The following is a 20,051-nucleotide window of genomic DNA, read 5'->3' on the forward strand; positions in this document are numbered from 1 at the left end:
TTTTATTGAATTCGGGCTCCTTCCATGTATAAAAGGCATATATAGAGAAGATTATTTGAGGCACTGCGGACTCCCCTATGAAGAGGAGCCGTCCGTTGAAGGCGTTCTGATAAGCCATGCTCACATGGACCACTCAGCATACATCCACCATTTAAGGGAAGACATCCCAATATATGTAACCCAAGAATCCTATCTCATTCTAAAAGCCTTGGAAGAGACCAGCAGAACCCCATTCACAGAATTAATCCACCTAAAAAAGACATTCCATTTTATCCCCAAGAAAAGAAACGAAGGTTATAAAAGATTACAGGGAAAACCCGCCCAGATAAAAAGGGATGTTAAAGTGATAAAACCATATAAAAATTTTGAAATCGGAAATTTCAAAATAAAAAGCGTGTCAGTTGACCATTCCCTCCCAGGAGCATGTGGATACATCATCGAAAGCGATGACGACACCATAATATACACCGGAGACCTCAGATTCCACGGCAGAAGACCAAAAACAACAAAAAAGTTTGTAAAAAAAGCTAAAAGGCCAATCCAACAATTATGATCTCTGAAGGCACCAGAATAACCGAAAAAGAGAACTTAACAGAAGAAGACATAGAAAACGAGGTTATCGAAAAAATTTCCAACTTCAATGGACTCGTTATCGTCGACTACCCCATAAGAGACCTAGACAGACTTTTAACCTTCTACAAAGCCGCAATCAACACAGACAGAACCCTAGTTATAAACTGAAACAAGCATACATCCTCGACCTATTCCATGGAAAAGACTATCCCAAAACAGAAGATGTTGCAATCTACATACCAAGAAAAGACTGGGGCCTTTTAGGGGACGAATCATTCGCATGTTTCAACGGGAACTGGCTCTCTAAAATCGACCCATACCATCTAAAACTGGACTATGATAATGGGAAAGAGATTTCCTGGACCGAGAAAACACCATCACATACAAAGACCTTAAAGAAAACCCTGACAAATACATATTCCGATGCGACTTCTTCGAACTAAAAGAACTTATCGACATAAAAACCAGAAAACGGAATCTACATAAGATCCACAACAGAACCCTTTGACGAAGAAATGATACTAGACTATAAAAAAGTGAAAAACTGGCTCGACCATTTCAACCTCCCACTTATAAAAAAGGGAATGCACGCCTCCGGACACGCCAATGGCCTTGAAATATCAGAAATGATAAGAGAAATAGAACCCGAAAAGATCTACCCCATACATACAACCAAAAAAGAAGCATTCGACAAACTAAACGACGATGGAATAAAAGTCGTCCACCCAATCCCAACAAATAATCATCTCAATCAAAACCCCTCTTACCATCAAAAAAAGCATGACACCTTAAATCCAAAACCTTATCCAAACCTTCCACAAATTCATCACCAATTAATATTTAACGAAACTCCAACTAAACAAGGTAACCCAGAAAATATCATCGACGCTGGGGCCTAGACTGCCGAAACATGTGAACTATCCAAATGTAAAAAATAAAAACTGTATTTTAAAGAATAAAATACTCAATAGGATATTAACCAAAACAGGATGAAAATCTAGATAAACCATTCAAAGCTATGTAAAGGGTGTAGACCAACTATTTTAACTATAGGATCACCAGGTGGTTCCCGATTAGAATATTGATTTGAGGGTGCTGTCAACTTAATACATTCCCTATAATCCTTATTCTGCTTCAATTTTATACTTGCTAGATGGCTGTCTTCATGTTTCCATGCTCTGTAATCGGGAATGGACAAACTAGGCTTTGATCTATGCTAGAGTACTTTTTTTGGGAAGTGGGTGTTAGAATTTCTCAGCTTTCCAACAGTCCCTGGAGATATCCTGTACCCTACAAAGAACCTTCTATCATCCTGCTAATAAGAAGAATCCATCGCAAACTTTAAATTCTTAACATTATATTTAAAAAGAAAAAATCTTTTTATAATTTTATAGATTTTTTAACAAAGGTGCATTTATGTGAGTTCCCATTAAAGTCATTCATGGTTAGATATAGGATACACTATTGGAATATGGGTACAGGGGGCTACAACCCTTGATCGCATTAATTAGCCAAGGATATATACGCATAACACATTAATTTTAAATGAGTATAAATGAAGAAATATATTTGAGTGGGGAACTGTGCTTTAAAATAGACGGAATCGTATGGAAATAAATAACATGATTCAGATAAGAAACATTCATCACATTTAAGATTCTGGCAGAAATCAGAACCGAGAAGGAAAAAATATCTGTTCACCATATGAGGACTCAAATCCCTTGAATAACATAACCGAAGCATCTTGTCAGATATTTTCTTATAGTTCACAGGATCATTTCTTTTTGATGCGCTTATAATGGAATTAATTACTCTATCAAAGGAATGCATACCATCATCTTCCAGGAAATACAGCCCTGTCAGCTGGAAAGAGTAAGCCACGTTAACATCAACCGGAAGTATATCATATTTAATGCCTTCAATGTCCCGCAGAAAGAATGAAGCTGATTTGTAGAGATAAATTTCAACCTAGCCAGTTCTTTGAAGATTATCTCAATATTTCCACTGTTATTCATGATAAAATTGAGAAAAGATTCGGGATCGTATTTTTTATATACATCAATAAAAGCGTCCGTAGGTGAAGCCCCCCTTTTTCCAGTCAATTTAAGATCATCACGGGTGTAATACTGTTGGTGACCATAAGCCTGCAGTACGGACTGTACCAGTTCACCGGCATGCTTTGATCTGGATAAAAATTTATGGTTGACACCGAGATACATTAAAGTTACCCAGACCGGAATAACTACCGATGAAACATCTCTCTGCTGGTCAATGATGGTATATGCAAGACGATTCAGAATTTCAGAAGCATCAAAACGCCCATCAGAATCCTTTTTTACTATATTGGTTCTATAAATTTCTTAAATTTATCTCCTTTTTCATAGTATTCGATAAAAATTATCCCAGCATTGAACATGTAAATGAATACAGCATTATTATTTATATAATCTCAACAAGTATAAGAACACCAGGAATTAAACTGTAAATTTATTCAACAGGGATTGAAAAATTGCTATTCAAACAAAAATTACGCGAATTTCAGAGTACATACTAATACTTTATTACATAATTATAATATGGAATGTATATAATATGAGCAAGATGCACTTTCAGGATGAAAACTATGGACTATCCAGATGGACCTGTAAAAATCCAAGGAAAGATGAGGGTTCATGGCCCCTGAAGCCATACAGGGAATGTGGCTGTATGCTGAGTGCCGATGCCAGTGCATATCCGCAATGCGGTGCCAGACAGATGAGTGCTACTGAGGAGGTATGGGCGTGCCTCTGCCTTCTGGGTATAATAATCTTCATTCTTGCTTCACTTTCCTCCAGCTTTATGAAGGTGTTCATGTATGAGGATCCGCCTCTGTCATAGAAGACCTGACAGGACCTTCAGATAAGGGGGCATTATTTCACTCTCTGTGCACGGTGCACCGGCATATACACAGGGGATATGATATGCTTCATTCTTTTTAAGGCTCTTCCACCCTGAACATGACCTTTATTCGGTCCTCACCGGGGCACTGATAGTCCTTCTAACCTTCACCGACGACTTCACCAAGTTCTTGGGGTTACCGTGAAAAATAAATTAGGTTCACAACCGGTTAGTTGTCGGTGCCGGCATGGTGACCCTGACCACGGCCTTCAAGTTCTTTTTTCCTGGGTGATCTGACCATTCTCCAAGGAGTGATGTTTCCCCGAGTGATCTAGGATCACTATCACTAGATTATATTCTCCAATTAATGACCATAGGAACTCAAGATCAGCTAAAATCCATTCAGGAAAGCTTAGACCGATGTTTGCCAAAATATAAGTGAGTTAAGCACTTCACAATGAATTAAATTTTATAAAGGAACTTGTGGGCTTGAAGAAGGTGAAGTGGGAAATTTTTCTAGTTATTCATCATAAAAGTAGTCGCTGTTATTTAGGATCCTTGAAGATATAACAAGTGAGAGGGTGGATCCACGTGAAATATTCGATATAAGGGACTGGAAGGTCAATATAAGGAAGGGTAATTCCATATTAAGTTTCAGGATGGGTGAAGATAGGATCCTTCTCTCATATAATGGCAGGTTCGGCAGGAGCACAAGGTGCAGGTCCTATTCCCTACCATTCAAACCAGACTATTCAATACTCGTGGATGTGGGTGAGTGCACCTACTTTATACACCTTGATGCCAAGTACCGTTCCACCGTGAAGGTAGAGGACTTCTATGAGGACATTGACATCAGGGACTCCTGGGAGGAACTTGAGAAGGACTACAAGGATGGTGATGTCTACAAGATGCACACCTACAAGGATGCCATACTACACAGCAGGGGGGCCTACATACTCTACCCCGGCTCAAGGGAGGTTGTATTCCATGAGAATGGTGAACATGAGATCCCATCTGTGGGTGCCTTCCCACTGAACCCTGCAGGGAGTGAAGATGAAGAGAGGAGGCTTAGAAATTTCCTTGAAGCTGTCATAAGAAGCTTAATGGAACGTTGAACTTTCAGCAACCCGAGATCCGAAAAAATATAGGGATTATGCAAGAGGGGGTCGCTGACTCTCCTGGCACTCCAAGGTTCCACCATTAGTCCCGGTTATACTAGGATTCTCTTTTGTCTGTGTTTATCATAAAGTTTTTGCCATAGTCATTGGCTTGTTCGGGGGTGTTGTGCTTGATTTCTCCTGTACTGGGGTTGCTGATGCCATTACAAGTTCAGTGTCCCAGATGTTGGCTGGAACTTAGTTCGCTGAAGTTGGTTCGCTATTATGGTATCCCCCTACTAACCTGGGGGTCCAGTTAAAGTTTTTAATCCTTCCAAGGTCTTTTGGGGGGTGTGGTTTTTCTATCACTTGGGAACATTACTTATCTGAATACCATAGTGTGTCCTTTTTTTGGCGTCTTATCATCTGCCTTTATAGCATTTTATCATCTTTGAAAGCTTTTTTGCCTGGGGTCAACCTTTTAATTTTTTTATGGGTGGTGTAGGTTATTGTGGGCTGTTTAGATTTTTTTTGTATGTTGGTCTTTTTGTATTAATGATTGTCTAATTGATAATAAATTTTTGTGACTATAGTCACTGGTGATTGTATACATTTGTGCATCCAAAATAATATCAGAAAAAAGATAATCTGGGGTGTGTGCAAAATGCGAATTCCCCACCCACTAATATTTAAAATTATAAGCTTCTCATTGGCATTCTTACTTTTCACCCCCGCTTATGCAACATCAGCTAATCAAGATGTTACAGTCACTGTAACAGAAATCATTCAGATAGAAACACTCTGGAATGGGAAAGAAACAACTAATCCATTCACCTTTAACGTGTATGTAGGATCATGGGGTGAATACTACTGGCCGGGAGGACCAAAGGGACTACAAATCAAAAGCCTATCAAACGTGCCCATAGACTTATATGTAAGAGCAGAAGGAGATCTAAAAGGTCCGGGAGGAACCATACCAATAGAGAATCTTAAATATGCAAACTACGGGTCAGGATTGCCAAAAACACCCTTCCAAAAAGACTATGCCCTCGTGAAAAAACACTGGAAAGTTGAAAACTTAACCGAGGCGACCATACCAATAGACCTCTACCTCAACATACCACCAGGCACGCCACCCGGCATCTACTCAGTTAAAATATATCATATAGCAGTAAAATCACAATAATACTAACCCCCCACACTTCCACACCAGACAATATTATCCACCAAAAAAAGGAGGATAATACTCTAACAGCCTATTTACCATCACCCCCACCCGCAGATTAATTAGCAACTCGTCCCATCCTATCGTATGGATGCTTCAAATGAGGACCTGATAGTGTACCATGTAGTTTTTCATCTCCACAGGCCCAGAGGATCGTCCCTAGCCCCCCAATCCTAATTTAACACTTACTACAATGATTTTCCTTAAAAATAATACCATTTCTCCTATTTTATAATGTCTAAAACTTTCTAGATAAAGTTAAATAGTAGATAATATAATATAATCAGTATAAAATATGGGGGGTGAAAAATATTAGAAAACTAGCAATCATAGTATCACTGCTTCTCATTTTTTTAGCTATTGGAACAGCCTCTGCAGCAGATGATACACCAAACACCTTCATCAATGGGACAGTAACCTGCTGCAACAGTACAGAACCCATCCAGGGAGCCACAGTAGATGTGAAATCCCCCACAGGGTCGAGCATAGCATCAAATATAACAGGCCCAGATGGAACATATAACATATCATTCTACTCAGAAGACAACACACTAATAGTTTCCGCAATAGCACCAGGACATATAATACCCACAGAAACTATAAACCTGGATGAAACCCGCTCAGCCGAAGTAAACTTCAAACTTGGAACACTCACACTAACAAAAGGATCCTGGGACACAATAGGCCTCGACCACAATAACCCGGGGACAGGCCCAAACCAATACCTTATACAAGTACGCATTACCAATAATGCCCTTACAACAGCCACAAATGTAACAGCCAACCTCACATGGACAACCACCAACTTATACATAGACCTTGCACCAGGTGAAACCCCAATAAAAAACCTTGGAGACATACTAGCCGGTGCAACCGTAGACGTATTCTACCTCATAGAGATACAAAGAACCAGCCTAGCATATGGAGCTTCAAGAAATTACACTGTGACAGCCGCCGGTACAAACACAGGGACACCAGACACAATAACAGGCACACTATATGTGGAAGGATTAATGTCACAAAACCGTAATAGGATAATCAGCATAACAGCCAGCAACAACACCCCAGCAATAGGCGACATAATAGCCATAACAATGACATCAGCCACAGCCTCACGATATGATATTGTTAACCTGCCACTGGCATATGATCCAAGGATACTACAGCCACTAAACGTTACAACAACCTACGGGACGAACACAAACAATAACATACGCCTCGACAGCCCAGGAAAAACCAATTTCGTCTCAGTATGGTACTTCAAAGTCATAGGGACTGGGACAACACAATTATATGGTATTATAACAGACCAAAGCGGCCAAAGCTTCCACTACAACGCAGACTACGGCACAAACGTAACAATAACAGCAGAGGAGCTCGCAGACCTCGGCATAATAAAAGTTGTAAACAACACAGCACCTAACCTCAACGAACTCGTAAACTTCACCATAACAATAACCAATTACGGACCCAACAATGCAACAGGAGTCATCGTAGAGGACCTACTACCAACCGGACTACTATTCCAGACAGCCACAGCATCCAAAGGAACATACACTCCAGCCAACGGTACCTGGAATGTGGGCACACTCAACTACCTTGAAACAGCAACACTAAACATCATAGCACGCATCACCCAGACAGGAACCATTATCAACAGGGCGAATGTTACAAGCGACATCACAGACCCCAACCCAGTAAATAACAATGCAACAGCAACCCTAAATTCCCCACCAGCATCCGACCTGGCCATCGCAAAGACAGTGGACAAAACAGAACCATACATAGGAGAAAACATACTCTACACAATAACAGTATACAATGCAGGCCCAGATAACAACACTGGCGTTGTAGTCACAGACCTAATGCCAGCTGGCCTCCAATTTTTAAGCTACACCGCATCACATGGAACCTATGATAACAACACTGACACATGGACCATAGGCAATCTCCAAGCATTCGAAACAGCAACACTAAACATCCTCGTCAGAGCAACCACCTCAGGCACATTCTTAAACAGAGCCTCTGTCACAGGCGACGCATACGACCCATTCACAGGAGACAATAACGCAACCTCCACACTAACAGCACTACCAGTAACAGACATAAAAGTTGAAAAGACAGCTAACCAGACAACAGTAAACTATCTGGATACTGTCAAATTCACAATAACAGTCACAAACATAGGACCAGACGACTCCACCGGAGTCACAGTCGTCGACCTACTACCACCAGGTCTTGAACTAGTATCAGCAACAACATCTCTCGGAATCTACACACCAATAAATGGTGGTGTATGGATAATCGGAAGCTTAGCCAAGGATGCGAGCGCAACATTAGAGATCACAGCAAGGTTGTAACATCTAACACAACACTAACCAACATAGCCAGTGTAACAAAGACCAATGAATTCGACAACAACACAGAAAACGATCATGCCAACGTCACTATAAGTGTGCCAGCGGCAGCAGATCTCACGATCAGTAAGACAGCTAACCAGACAACAGTAAACTATCTGGATACTGTCAAATTCACAATAACAGTAGAGAACCTTGGACCAGACACTGCAACCGGGGTCATTGTAGAGGACTTGCTACCAGCAGGATTTGAATGGATCTCTGACAGTTCAAATGGTTCATACGATCCACTTTCTGGTATCTGGACTGTGGGAGAACTTGCAAACGGAACCATGGCAACATTAGAGGTCATAGCAAAGGTCATGGTATCTGATGTGACTATAACAAATGTAGCTACTGTTACAAGCGACATATACGATCCAAATCTTGACAACAACAGAGACTCCGTGACGATAAAAGTGTCCAAAAAGCCAACACCAAAACCGCCAAAACCACCAAAGCCTGGTGAAGTTCCAATGCAGCCAACAGGAACGCCATTATCCTTAATGGTATTCGCGGTCCTGTCAATTATCGCTGGATTCGCAACTTCAAGAAAAATATAATATTTCCTCTTTTTCTCTTTTCTTTTTTCGTAATATAGAAGATTTCATGAGTGTGCACATTTTTTATCCATCAACTATATATGCTCTTTATTTGAGATAATGATTTTAAGCAGAGGTAATCCTTTGGTGATGTTATGAAGGAACTTTCAAGGAGGATAGTATCACGGATAAACCGTATTTCACAGCCAGTTAAGATAATGCATGTCTGCGGATCCCATGAACATACAATAATGCAACATGGTATAAGATCCCTTCTACCAGGTGAGGTTGAAGTTGTCGCAGGACCCGGATGCCCAGTATGTTGCGTTCCTGCAAGGGAAATTGATGAATGCGTGGAACTTGCAAGACAAGGCGTTACCATCACAACATTCGGGGACATGCTCCGCGTCCCCGGATCTTATGGGTCTCTTGCTGATGCAAAGGCTGAAGGGGCTGATGTTAGAATAGTCTATGGTGTGAACAACGCCGTTGAGATCGCGAGGAACCTCGACCGTGAGGTTGTTTTCATGGCAGCAGGTTTTGAGACAACAGCACCCACAACAGCCTCAGCCCTCCTGGCAGATCCGCCAGAAAACTTTTCAGTTCTTTCATGTCACCGTCTCATACCCCCAGCCCTAAAATTCCTCATAGAATCCGGGGAAGTGAACCTGGACGGTCTTATAGAACCGGGACACGTCTCAACCATAATAGGTACGAGGCCCTATATCCTATTTTCAGAGGATTATGGGATACCCCAGGTTATAGCAGGTTTCAACCCCATCGATGTTCTCCTAGCCGTTTATATGATACTTCGCCAGATTAAAAATGGGGAGGCTAAAGTTGAAAATGAGTATAGGAGGGTTGTCAGGGAAGAGGGTAACCTTAAAGCCCAAGAGGTTATGAAAGAAGTTTTCTATGTTACTAGTAGGGAATGGAGGGGCTTTCCCGAGATCCCAGATTCTGTATATGAGATAAGGGATGAATTCTCAAATTTTAATGCTAGGGAAAAATTCGATATCGAATTAGGGGATGTGATTGAATGTCCAACAGGTTGCATCTGCGGCGCCGTACTAAGAGGTGTTGCAAGGCCTGAGGATTGTTCACTTTTCAGGAGCGAGTGCACACCAACTAACCCTGTTGGTGCATGTATGGTCTCAAGGGAAGGAACCTGTAATATCGCATATCGTTATAGTTCATTTTGAGGATAGGCCTATGAAGGCAATTGCCGTAGACATTGATGGTACTATAACCGACCCAACAAGGAAATTGAGCATACCCGCCCTTAAAGCGTTGAGGAAATCCGAATCCCTTGGAGTGCCCGTTATACTCGTCACTGGGAACATCCTATGCTTCACCAGGGCAGCCTCTGTACTTATAGGAACCTCAGGGGGTCTTGTAGCCGAAAATGGTGGTGTAATATACTCCAATGAGAAAGTGAAGGTACTGGGTGATATTAAAAAGGCCGAAAAGGCATATGAACACCTCAGGAGCTTGTATCCTGTGGAGAAGGTTCAATTTTCAGAGTTCAGAGTCTCTGAGATAGCCATATGGCGGACAGTACCAAAGGATGTTATAAAAGAAGCCCTAAGGGATTTTGACATTGAAGTATATGATACAAAATTCGCAATCCACCTCACAGATCCACGCGTCAATAAAGGCTCATCCCTCAAACTAGTCGCAGAAGACATGGGAATCAAAACAGATGACATAATAGCAATAGGAGATAGTGAAAACGACATCGACTTCCTCAAAGTAGCCGGTTTAAAAGTTGCAGTCGCGAATGCAGACCCCCAACTCAAAAAAATGGCAGATTACGTGACAACCAAAAAATATGGTGACGGAGTAGCAGAAGCACTTGAAAAACTCATATTCCGGGGGGGAGAGATTGTATAATATAGCAGAAAAAACATTCAAAGAAGCCATTAAACACGCCCAGAACGTTGAAATATACATGCAAAAAGAGAAAACATTAGAAGTCAACATCCAAAGGGATAAAATAGACCTTGCAAAGGAACAACAATTAACAGGCCTCGGCCTAAGGGTCATAGAAGGTAAAAGGATGGGCTTCTCCTACACCACAGACATGAACCGTATAGAAGAAACCATAAAAATGGCAATCTCTAATCTGAGGGCGAATGAACCAGATGAAAATTTTAAATTTTCCAAACCAGCACATTATCCCCGTGTGAAGAAAATCTATGATAAAAGCTTCCATGACCTTGAGATTACTGATGCCCATAGATTCGCGGAGAGAATGATACATAAAGTTTTTGATGAAGGTTGCGAGCCCACCAGCGGAGGCTTCACAGCAAGCCACCTCCAAACACTCCTATTAAACTCCAATGGGATTGAAACAGAATACAAGAGCACAGGATTCTCCGCCCACATATCAGTTAACGCCAAAAAAGGCAACCTTAAATCCACAGCCTACGAATCCGACGCATCATGCCTAATGAGCCTAGAACCGGAAAAAATATCAAAGACCGCATGTAGGATAGCTAAAGATTCCATCGGAGGCGAAAGGATAAAAACAGATGACATGAGCATACTACTAGACTACCATGCCATAAACGGCATCCTCGGAACATTCACATCAGCAATAAACGCAGACAACGTCCAACGGGGAAGATCATACCTCGCGGACAAAATCGGAGAAAAAATAGCGAACCCAAACATGAACATATACGATGACGGGAGAATAACAGGAGGCCTCTATTCAGCCCCCATAGACGATGAAGGCACACCATCACAACGCACACCCATAATAGAAAAAGGCGTACTAAAAAATTTCATATACGATCTTTATACAGCCTCCAAGGGAAAAGTTGAAAGTACAGGTAATGGTATAAGACCATCATTCTCAAACATACCAACAGTTTCAACCACCAACATCATCCTAGACTTCCAGGACAAAATAAAAATTGAGGATATTAAAAAAGGCATGCTCATAACTGACGTTCTCGGCGCCCACACAGCCAACCCAATCTCCGGAGACTTCTCACTGGAAGCCAACAACCCATTCCTAATAGAAAAAGGGGAGATAAAATATCCAATAAAAAAAGCCATGATCTCAGGCAACCTATTCAGCATCCTAAAACAGATAAAAATGATAGACTCGAAGATAAGGCAAATAGGAACCTTCATAACACCAAGGATACTCATAGAAACCATAAGGGTCATCGGAGGATAACATACAAAAAACATGCCCACCCTAATATTATACTATGCTAGAAGATTATCATCTTATAAGAGAAAATAAAAAACTTGCACGATTTAAAATAGCAGCATCCATAAAAGCCAAAGACGTGCCAACAGACAGACTATGGGACGAACACGAAAGAATCCGGAGAAAATTCAAAGAATACTACAAAAAACAGACAACAGGCCCCTGTGAAACATCATTCCTAGATTTAAAGATAAAAATAGCCGATAACATATTCAGATCATGCCACTTCTGTGAAAGACGCTGCCATGTTAACCGCAGAAAAGAACCAGGATACTGTGGCGTACTAGAAGCCAGGATAGCATCAGAATTTTTACATTTTGGAGAAGAGGCGCCCCTCGTCCCAAGTCATACAATATTCTTTTCAGGTTGCACATTCCACTGCGTATTCTGTCAAAACTGGGACATATCCCAAAACCCACAAGGGGGCGTCCACATAAAACCGGAAAAACTTGCAAATATAATAGATAAAAAAAGACTAAGAGGATCATTCAACGTCAACTTCGTAGGGGGCGACCCCACACCCAACCTCAACTACATCCTAAAAGTCATATCAAAATGCAAAGAAAACATCCCCATAATATGGAACAGCAACTTCTACATGTCAAAGGAAGCCATGAACCTACTAGACGGCATCACAGACCTATACCTGACAGATTTCAAATTCGGGAACAACAAATGCGCCAAGAAACTAGCAGATGCGGACAACTACTGGGAAATAGCCACAAGGAACCACCTACTAGCCAAAAAATCAGCCAATATGATAATAAGACACCTAATACTCCCAGGACACATCGAATGTTGCACAATACCCATACTATCATGGATAGCCGACAAACTAGGCAAAGACACGCCAATCAATATAATGGGACAATACAGGCCAGTATACCATGCCCTAGAATACCCAGGAATAGACAGATATCCCACAAGAGAAGAAATCCACCAGGCAAGAGAATATGCAAGGGAACTAGGCCTCACCACCCTACTATAGGCAGGGGGATGAAATTGAATATCATAATAACAGGAAAACCAGGAACCGGTAAAACAACACTAATCAAGAGGATAAAAAATCACCTGGAAGAGAAAGGGGCTAGGATAGGTGGAATATTCACACCAGAGATAAGAGAAGGCAAAAAAAGGACCGGATTCGAGATAATAGATATAATGACCGGTGAAAGGGGTATACTAGCGAAAAGAGGAGCCCCAGGGCCGAGAGTAGGATCATATGGTGTTAACCTTGAAACGATCAAAAAAGTGGGCACACCAGGCATAGAAAGGGCCATAAGATCCGCAGATTATATCATAATAGATGAGGTCGCGCCAATGGAACTTAAAGACCCCCAATTCATGATTAAAGTAGAAGAAGCCCTCTCAAGCGACAAAACCGTGATAGCGGCCTTCCACAGGAGACTAATCCAGAACATAAAGGATAGGGGAGACGTGCAAATATTCGAAATCAACCCAAAAAACCGTGAAATAATATACAAGAAACTAAAGAGTATAATAGGGGGAGAATAATGGAATGTGACGATTACGGGCTTACAAGAACCCTTGAAAGGGAAAATCTAAACTTAAACCCCCTACAAAGGGGGGGTGTCCTCCCAGCAGAGGCCCGTGAAGCACTCTACGAATTTTCAGACGGTTACAGCATATGCGATTATTGTGAAGGACGACTAGACCAGATAAAAAAACCAGACATCAACAGATTCCTCGACGACCTAGCAGATTTCATAAACATTGACCTTGTAAGAACAGTCCATGGTGCGAGAGAGGGAAAATTCGCAGTAATGCACGCCCTCTGCAACAAGGGAGACACAATAATAGTAGACGGGAACGCACACTATACCACACACCTAGCAGCCGAAAGAAACCACCTCAAAATCATCGAAACACCAAACAATGGACACCCAACATTTGAAATAAAACCAGAAACCTACAAACAAACATTAGAGGATGCCATCGACAAGACCGAGATCAAACTAGCAGTCTTAACACACGTCGATGGAGACTACGGAAACCTCACAAACGCAAAGGCCATAGCATCCACCTGCAAAAAACTAGGCGTCCCACTACTACTAAACTGCGCATACTCCATGGGTCGAATGCCAATAGACGCCAAGGATATAGGGGCCGATTTCATCGTTGGCAGCGGACACAAGAGCATGGCAGCCTCCGGGCCCATAGGAGTCCTTGGGATGACCAGCGAATGGGAAGACACCGTACTTAAAAGATCCGAACGCCACGAAAAAAAGGAAATAGAAATGCTAGGGTGTACAAGTAGGGGCGCTCCAATCGCAACACTCATGGCATCATTCCCACACGTGAAAGAGAGAGTCCAAAGATGGGATGAAGAAGTTAAAAAAACAAGACACTTCGTAAAAGAAATGGAAAAACTGGGTGAAATAATACAATTAGGGGTTAAACCGAAAGAACACGACCTGGTAAGATTCGAAACACCCATATTTGATAATATAGCACGTTCACATCCAAGGAGGGGATTCTTCCTATATGAGGAGCTTAAAAGGAGGAGGATAGTTGGTATAAAGAGGGGTCAGACACGATGGTTCAAATGCAGCGTATATTCCATGACCATGGAACAGATAGAATACATAATCAACACCTTCAAGGACATCATAAAAAAATACCAGCCCTAGATTATAGGAAACTGTATCTCCACAGCATCCCCATGATAAACCTCCCTGGGCGAGCCTATAACATCTATATTATTCTCCTCAACAAAGCCTATAAGGGACTCATAGGCAGCCCTCCTCCCAGAACCCTCATAGAATGTGTATAAAACCCTATGCCCAGGGATCCTCACAATATTCACACGATCATCACCCTCAACCTCCTCCTCCAAGGGGAACCCCACATCATATCTTCCCTCCTCTTTAAGGGGGCCAGTATAGAATATCACAAAACCAGAACCCCCAATCTTGGCATTATTCGCCTTAAGCCATTCCTCAAGTTCCCTGAGCAGCTTACTGGTCCTCTTAAAACAGCCAGTATAACTTATAACAGCTATAAGCTCATCAGGTACCATTTTAGTTTTTATCATGAGAAAACACCCAAGAGGGGCTTAGGTTTTTTGACGCCGGGACTGGGATTTGAACCCAGGAGGAGCGAAGCTCCACGGGATCTCAAGTCCCGCGCCTTACCTGGCTAGGCTATCCCGGCACATGAAAAAAGAGAGGTCACAAGATCTTTGTGGGGCTTTTCTCAGCCCTTAAGTTCTATTTCTATACTAACATTATCTGGTACATTCACCTTCATAATCTGGCGCATGGCCCTTTCATCGGCTTCTATCCCCACAAGCCTCTTATGGATTCTCATCTCCCACTTTTCCCAGGTAGCGGTTCCCTCACCATCTGGAGATTTGCGGGTTGGTACTATGAGTCTCTTGGTGGGGAGGGGTATGGGACCTGATATGTCAACTCCAGTTCTCTCTGCTATCTTCTTTATCTGTTCACAGACGTATTCCAATTTTTTCGGGTCGGTTCCTGTGAGTTTGATCCGTGCCTTCTGCATTTACATCCTCCAAAAAAAAAAAAAAAATATAATATTGTGGGGGGGTTTATTTTGCTGGTACTAGGTCTATGCACATTCCAGCTGCGACTGTCTGTCCCATGTCCCTTATGGCGAATCTTCCCATGTGTGGGATGTCCTTGATCTTTTCTATTACGAGTGGCTTGGTTGGTTGTATCTTGACCACGGCAGCGTCTCCAGTTTTGAGGTAGTCTGGGTTTTCTTCTTGCACTTCACCAGTTGCTGGGTTTATCTTCTGGACGAGTTCTGTGAAGGTGCATGCGACCTGGGCTGTGTGGCAGTGGAATACTGGTGTGTATCCTACTGTTATGACCCCTGGGTGTTGTAGTACAACTACCTGGGCTGTGAATTGTTTGGCGACTGTTGGTGGCGTGTCAGGGTGCCCTGCGACGTCACCCCTTCTTATATCATTCTTTCCAACACCTCTCACATTAAATCCTATGTTGTCGCCTGGTTCGGCTTTTTCTATACGTTCATGGTGCATTTCAATGGATTTGACTTCACCACCCACACCTGGTGGCTCGAATATGACATTGTCACCTGTCTTTAGGACTCCTGTTTCGACTCTACCAACAGGTACTGTGCCCACTCCTGTAATAGAGTACACGTCCTGGATTGGTATCCTTAATGGTAAGTCCACTGGCTTTTCTGGTGGTTTTAGTTGGTCTAATGCCTCGACTATTGTGGGGCCCTTGTACCATGGTGTTTTATCACTCTTCTGGGTTATGTTGTCTCCTACGAATGCTGAGACTGCGACGAATGGAACTTCCTTAGGCTTGTAACCTACCGTCTTGATGAGTTCGCTCACCTCATCTTTAACTTCCTCGTATCTGTCTTCACTGTAATCTACCAGGTCCATCTTGTTTATTGCGACGATTAACTGGTCTATGCCGAGCGTCCTTGCGAGGAATACGTGTTCCTTTGTCTGTGGCATCACACCATCATCTGCTGCCACGACCAGCACAGCAGCATCTGCTTGGGATGCTCCTGTTATCATGTTCTTAACGAAGTCGCGGTGTCCTGGACAATCCACGATGGTGAATTCATATTTTTTTGTCTCGAACTTTGTATGTGCGAGGTCTATTGTCAGTCCTCTTTCCCTTTCCTCTGCCAGTCTATCCATAACATATCTGAATTTGTCTTCTCCTTCAGCTAGTTGCTGTTCGCTGATGACTCCTGCTTGTAGGAGAAGGTGACCTACAAGTGTGGATTTCCCATGGTCTACGTGTCCAATAAATGCCAAGTTTATGTGTTCTTTTGCTTTAGCCATAATATTACCTCCAATATTCTGTGATGATCTGAAGTTTGACCTTATCTATGATTGGGTTAAATCTCCTATATTTATTATCTTATTATATAATGTTTATGTACTTTTTTTAGCTGAGGTAATGGTCAGCACCATATGGTTCAGGTGATAGTCCTTTCCTGGTTCTTATCTCTCTTATGATCGTCTTTTGAAGTTCATCTGGTAATTTTTCAAATCCTGCATTTTCGGTAGACCAGAGGCATCTACCCTCTGTGGCTGATCTAATGTCACCTGCGAATCCGAACATTTCAGCCACTGGAACCTTAGCCTCCACCGTCACCATATCACCCTCTTGGCTCATATCTAGGATTTGACCGCGCCTGTTCTGGATTTCCCTTGTAGCATTACCCATGTACTCTTGGGGGACGTTTATGAAAACCTTCTGTATTGGTTCGAGGATCTTGGGCTCGGCCATCATCATAGCCGCGTATATAGCCCTCCTAACCGCTGGGAGAACCTGTGCAGGGCCCCTATGGACGGCGTCCTCGTGGATTTTAGCATCCATTAACTTTACTTTAACCCCCATCACCTTTTCCTTTGCAATTGGACCATTATCCACCGCACTTTCGAAACCGTCTAATATGAGTTCTTTTATCTCATCAAGGTATTGTATACCCCTGGTCATGTTTATGAAGAGGTTCTTCTCATACACATCCCACACTCTTCTAGCCTCTTCTTTGCCTAGGCCGGCTTCTATGAATTTATTCGCCATCTCTTTCCCTTTTATCCTACCCTCTTTGATCTGACCCTCCTGTATGGCCTTGAATACTGACTCTTCCAATGGTTCTATGGTTATATAGAATCTGTTATGTTTGTTGGGTGATTTGCCCTCAACCGGTCCTGCGGTGTCCATGACAGTCTCCCTGTAGACTACAATGGGCTCTGAAGTTTCTATTTCAACACCCTTTTCGTTTATCCTATAAGCGATTATCTCAAGGTGTAATTCACCCATACCAGAGACGAGGTGTTCACCTGTTTCCTCGTTTATCTCAACCTTTACTGTAGGGTCTTCTTTCGCTATCTGCCTCAGAACCTCTATAAGTTTTGGAAGATCCTTGGTATTCTTCGCTTCAACAGCTACTGTGACAACAGGCTCTGAAATGTGTTCCAGGCTCTCAAATGCTTCTATCTTCCTCTCGGTATCGCATACAGTTTCGCCTGCAACAACGTTCCTGGCGCCGGTTATAGCGACAATGTTACCAGCCGGGACAGTATCAGTGTTTATCCTCTCCGGGCCCATGTAGACTCCAACCTGTTGAACCCTGGAGGTTCCATGGGATCCTACGAGGAATATCCCATCACCCTTTTTGATGGTCCCCCCGAATATACGGCCAGTCGCCACTTCACCAGCGTGCTTATCTATCCTAACATCTGTTACCATGACTGCTAGTGGCCCATTAGGGTCTGTTTTGAGCATTGACTGGCCTTCTTCACTTTCCAGGTCTCCTTGCCATATTATAGGTACTCTGTAGGTTTGGGCTTCTGATGGGCTTGGAAGGTGTTCCACAACCATCCCAAGGAGTACCTTGTGTAGGGGGACTTTCTGGGCTAGTTCTTTTTGCCTGTCTTCTTTACAGTATTGGTATATGTCCTTGAAGGTTATGCCAGTCTCCTGCATTATAGGGACGTTTATCGCCCAGTTGTAGTAGGCTGATCCGAAGGCCACGCTCCCGTCTTCTACCCTCACCTGCCATTTTTCTTTGAATTCTTTGGGTGCCATGCTCTTGATTAGCTTGTTGACTTGGCTTATTATCTTTATGAATCTTTCCTGGAGTTCTTCTGGTTTGAGTTTTAGTTCGTTTATTAGACGATCTACCTTGTTTATGAAGAGTACAGGTTTCACGTGTTCTTTGAGGGCTTGTCTTAGTACTGTTTCTGTCTGGGGCATCACGCCTTCGACTGCGCAGACCACGACCACCGCCCCGTCAACGGCTCTCATAGCCCTCGTAACATCCCCTCCAAAGTCTACGTGTCCTGGGGTGTCTATAAGGTTTATGAGGTATTCTTTGCCATTGTAAGGGTGGACCATGGATACGTTAGCCGCGTCGATGGTTATCCCCCTTGCCTGTTCTTGTTCATCAAAATCTAGGAATAGTTGGTCGCCTGCTAGTTCTGCTGATATCATCCCTGCACCGGCTAGTAGGTTGTCTGATAGTGTTGTTTTTCCATGGTCTATATGGGCGACTATGCCTATGTTGCGGATGTAATCTGGTTTGTACATTAATTCCTTGATCTTGCTAATCATCTTAGCACGTCTACTCACTAAAATCACCTTAATGCGCTGATCTGGCTATTCTCTCTTTTTCTTCTTTCTTTTGGATTGCGAAGCTCCTTGTATCATACTCTGAGGCTAATATGATCTCCTGGGCCAGGCATTCTTCTATTGATTTTTTGGTTTTGAAGGCTGCTTGCATGGCACCCTTTGTGAGGAAGTTCAAGGATAAATCGAGTCTCCTTTGTGGGGATACGTCAACAGCGACTTGATAAGCTATACCCCCATATTTTATCCTTGTTGTCTCCTCACGTGGGGATGTGTTCTCTATGGCCTTAACTAGGACTTCTATCGGGTTCTTCTTTGTCCGCTGGTTTATTATCTCGAATGCCCTTTTAACGATCTTGTATGCCTTATTCTTTTTCCCAGTGTTCTTTTCTGTTCTCATAACCTTGTTTATTAGTCTTTCAATTATTGAAACCTTTGATTTTGCGAATTGTCTTTTCACGTGTCTTCCCATTGTATGTGGGACGAGCACCTCTTCCAGGGAAATGTATTTGGCCAGTCCCCTGTCCTCGACTTTCACCTCTTTTATCTCCCATTTGTCAAAGACTAAACTCATAAATATTACCTCACTGGTTTCTCTATCTTACCTTTAACCATTTCCTGGAGTGATACATTATTGACCTTGGTGACCTTCCAGCGGACGCCTGGAATGTCACCCATCGCCCTCCCTGCTGGGCCTCCTATACCCTCCACGATTACTTCATCGTGTTCGTCGATGAAACCGATCGCACCATCTCCAGGGGCGAATGCGGTTATCTGTTTACCGTTCTTGATCAACTGGACCCTTACACATTTTCTTATAGCTGAGTTTGGCTGTTTTGCCTCTATACCAACCTTTTCTATTACTATACCCCTTGCTTGTGGCGCTCCTTCAAGGGGGTCTGCTTTAACATCTAAGCGTAATGCTCTTCTCTTATATTGCGGGTCCTTCCATCTAAACTTTTGTCTGTCCTTTTTGAGTTTTTTTGCTGCGAAAAGTCCTGGCAAG

20 protein-coding genes and 1 tRNA gene are annotated in these 20,051 nt (G+C 42.7%); 14 read left to right on the forward strand and 7 right to left on the reverse strand.

From position 1 onward, the window contains the following. Positions 1–55 precede the first annotated feature (55 nt). The 14 genes from MTTB_RS01840 (at position 56) to pscS (ending at position 14,587) form a co-directional block, all read left to right on the forward strand. Positions 56–553 (forward strand): MBL fold metallo-hydrolase, encoded by a 498-nt coding sequence (locus MTTB_RS01840; protein WP_248564832.1) that lies wholly within the window; start codon positions 56–58, stop codon positions 551–553. Continuing rightward, a complete protein-coding gene (locus tag MTTB_RS01845; RefSeq protein ID WP_248564833.1) occupies positions 550–741 on the forward strand; it encodes a hypothetical protein in 192 nt (63 codons plus the stop codon). The genes MTTB_RS01840 and MTTB_RS01845 overlap by 4 nt, the downstream gene beginning before the upstream one ends. A gap of 347 nt (positions 742–1,088) precedes the next feature. Then, positions 1,089–1,472, forward strand: a complete 384-nt coding sequence (locus MTTB_RS01850) for an MBL fold metallo-hydrolase RNA specificity domain-containing protein (protein ID WP_248564834.1) — start codon at positions 1,089–1,091, stop codon at positions 1,470–1,472. 1,999 nt (positions 1,473–3,471) lie between these two features. Then, on the forward strand, positions 3,472–3,567 hold the full coding sequence (locus MTTB_RS08425; RefSeq protein ID WP_428343374.1) for a DUF2085 domain-containing protein: 96 nt from the start codon (positions 3,472–3,474) through the stop codon (positions 3,565–3,567). 437 nt (positions 3,568–4,004) lie between these two features. Then, on the forward strand, positions 4,005–4,565 hold the full coding sequence (locus MTTB_RS01855) for a nuclease domain-containing protein (RefSeq protein WP_282570389.1): 561 nt from the start codon (positions 4,005–4,007) through the stop codon (positions 4,563–4,565). 646 nt (positions 4,566–5,211) lie between these two features. Beyond that, positions 5,212–5,733, forward strand: a complete 522-nt coding sequence (locus MTTB_RS01860) for a hypothetical protein (RefSeq protein ID WP_248564836.1) — start codon at positions 5,212–5,214, stop codon at positions 5,731–5,733. Positions 5,734–6,074: 341 nt separating this feature from the next. Then, entirely contained in the window at positions 6,075–8,132 is a 2,058-nt protein-coding gene (locus MTTB_RS01865) for a DUF11 domain-containing protein (RefSeq protein WP_248564837.1), read from the forward strand. Further along, on the forward strand, positions 8,069–8,731 hold the full coding sequence (locus tag MTTB_RS01870; protein WP_248564838.1) for a DUF11 domain-containing protein: 663 nt from the start codon (positions 8,069–8,071) through the stop codon (positions 8,729–8,731). The genes MTTB_RS01865 and MTTB_RS01870 overlap by 64 nt, the downstream gene beginning before the upstream one ends. A gap of 134 nt (positions 8,732–8,865) precedes the next feature. Next, positions 8,866–9,912, forward strand: a complete 1,047-nt coding sequence (hypD, locus tag MTTB_RS01875; RefSeq protein ID WP_248564839.1) for a hydrogenase formation protein HypD — start codon at positions 8,866–8,868, stop codon at positions 9,910–9,912. Between the two features lie 10 nt (positions 9,913–9,922). Further along, the gene (locus MTTB_RS01880) at positions 9,923–10,603 is read left to right on the forward strand and encodes a phosphoglycolate phosphatase (protein WP_248564840.1); all 681 of its coding nucleotides are present in this window, start codon (positions 9,923–9,925) and stop codon (positions 10,601–10,603) included. Continuing rightward, positions 10,596–11,900, forward strand: coding sequence for a TldD/PmbA family protein (locus MTTB_RS01885; protein ID WP_248564841.1), 1,305 nt, complete (start codon positions 10,596–10,598; stop codon positions 11,898–11,900). The genes MTTB_RS01880 and MTTB_RS01885 overlap by 8 nt, the downstream gene beginning before the upstream one ends. Before the next feature lie 34 nt (positions 11,901–11,934). Next, on the forward strand, positions 11,935–12,924 hold the full coding sequence (locus MTTB_RS01890; protein ID WP_248564842.1) for a radical SAM protein: 990 nt from the start codon (positions 11,935–11,937) through the stop codon (positions 12,922–12,924). Between the two features lie 8 nt (positions 12,925–12,932). Continuing rightward, positions 12,933–13,451 (forward strand): NTPase, encoded by a 519-nt coding sequence (locus MTTB_RS01895; protein WP_248564843.1) that lies wholly within the window; start codon positions 12,933–12,935, stop codon positions 13,449–13,451. Beyond that, positions 13,451–14,587 carry an O-phospho-L-seryl-tRNA:Cys-tRNA synthase gene (gene pscS, locus MTTB_RS01900; protein ID WP_248564844.1) on the forward strand — a complete coding sequence of 379 codons (1,137 nt, stop codon included), beginning with the start codon at positions 13,451–13,453 and terminating at the stop codon, positions 14,585–14,587. The genes MTTB_RS01895 and pscS overlap by 1 nt, the downstream gene beginning before the upstream one ends. On the opposite strand, the gene MTTB_RS01905 is transcribed toward pscS, so the two are convergent. From MTTB_RS01905 to MTTB_RS01935, 7 genes are all read right to left on the reverse strand, one after another. Beyond that, entirely contained in the window at positions 14,584–14,991 is a 408-nt protein-coding gene (locus tag MTTB_RS01905) for a GyrI-like domain-containing protein (RefSeq protein ID WP_248564845.1), read from the reverse strand. The genes pscS and MTTB_RS01905 overlap by 4 nt on opposite strands. 34 nt (positions 14,992–15,025) lie before the next feature. Then, a tRNA-Ser gene (locus MTTB_RS01910) sits at positions 15,026–15,110 on the reverse strand. A gap of 42 nt (positions 15,111–15,152) precedes the next feature. Next, on the reverse strand, positions 15,153–15,461 hold the full coding sequence (rpsJ, locus tag MTTB_RS01915) for a 30S ribosomal protein S10 (protein WP_248564846.1): 309 nt from the start codon (positions 15,459–15,461) through the stop codon (positions 15,153–15,155). A gap of 46 nt (positions 15,462–15,507) precedes the next feature. Then, positions 15,508–16,749 carry a translation elongation factor EF-1 subunit alpha gene (gene tuf / locus MTTB_RS01920; protein WP_248564847.1) on the reverse strand — a complete coding sequence of 414 codons (1,242 nt, stop codon included), beginning with the start codon at positions 16,747–16,749 and terminating at the stop codon, positions 15,508–15,510. Between the two features lie 106 nt (positions 16,750–16,855). Next, entirely contained in the window at positions 16,856–19,048 is a 2,193-nt protein-coding gene (locus MTTB_RS01925) for an elongation factor EF-2 (RefSeq protein WP_248564848.1), read from the reverse strand. 10 nt (positions 19,049–19,058) lie between these two features. After that, positions 19,059–19,619 carry a 30S ribosomal protein S7 gene (gene rpsG / locus MTTB_RS01930; protein WP_248564849.1) on the reverse strand — a complete coding sequence of 187 codons (561 nt, stop codon included), beginning with the start codon at positions 19,617–19,619 and terminating at the stop codon, positions 19,059–19,061. 5 nt (positions 19,620–19,624) lie between these two features. After that, positions 19,625–20,050 carry a 30S ribosomal protein S12 gene (locus tag MTTB_RS01935; protein ID WP_112093553.1) on the reverse strand — a complete coding sequence of 142 codons (426 nt, stop codon included), beginning with the start codon at positions 20,048–20,050 and terminating at the stop codon, positions 19,625–19,627. Position 20,051: the final 1 nt, after the last annotated feature.

The organism is Methanothermobacter tenebrarum (assembly GCF_023167465.1).
GTDB lineage: Archaea > Methanobacteriota > Methanobacteria > Methanobacteriales > DSM-23052 > Methanothermobacter_A > Methanothermobacter_A tenebrarum.

Excerpts from the sequence above, each read along its gene's own strand:
- hypD (WP_248564839.1), top strand. The coding sequence starts at position 8,866 with ATGAAGGAACTTTCAAGGAGGATAGTATCACGGATAAACCGTATTTCA.
- rpsJ (WP_248564846.1), bottom strand. The coding sequence starts at position 15,461 with ATGCAGAAGGCACGGATCAAACTCACAGGAACCGACCCGAAAAAATTG.
- MTTB_RS01905 (WP_248564845.1), bottom strand. The coding sequence starts at position 14,991 with ATGATAAAAACTAAAATGGTACCTGATGAGCTTATAGCTGTTATAAGT.
- MTTB_RS01850 (WP_248564834.1), top strand. The coding sequence starts at position 1,089 with ATGATACTAGACTATAAAAAAGTGAAAAACTGGCTCGACCATTTCAAC.
- MTTB_RS01860 (WP_248564836.1), top strand. The coding sequence starts at position 5,212 with ATGCGAATTCCCCACCCACTAATATTTAAAATTATAAGCTTCTCATTG.
- MTTB_RS01870 (WP_248564838.1), top strand. The coding sequence starts at position 8,069 with ATGGATAATCGGAAGCTTAGCCAAGGATGCGAGCGCAACATTAGAGAT.
- MTTB_RS01880 (WP_248564840.1), top strand. The coding sequence starts at position 9,923 with ATGAAGGCAATTGCCGTAGACATTGATGGTACTATAACCGACCCAACA.
- pscS (WP_248564844.1), top strand. The coding sequence starts at position 13,451 with ATGGAATGTGACGATTACGGGCTTACAAGAACCCTTGAAAGGGAAAAT.
- MTTB_RS01845 (WP_248564833.1), top strand. The coding sequence starts at position 550 with ATGATCTCTGAAGGCACCAGAATAACCGAAAAAGAGAACTTAACAGAA.
- MTTB_RS01890 (WP_248564842.1), top strand. The coding sequence starts at position 11,935 with ATGCTAGAAGATTATCATCTTATAAGAGAAAATAAAAAACTTGCACGA.
- MTTB_RS01895 (WP_248564843.1), top strand. The coding sequence starts at position 12,933 with ATGAAATTGAATATCATAATAACAGGAAAACCAGGAACCGGTAAAACA.
- rpsG (WP_248564849.1), bottom strand. The coding sequence starts at position 19,619 with ATGAGTTTAGTCTTTGACAAATGGGAGATAAAAGAGGTGAAAGTCGAG.
- tuf (WP_248564847.1), bottom strand. The coding sequence starts at position 16,749 with ATGGCTAAAGCAAAAGAACACATAAACTTGGCATTTATTGGACACGTA.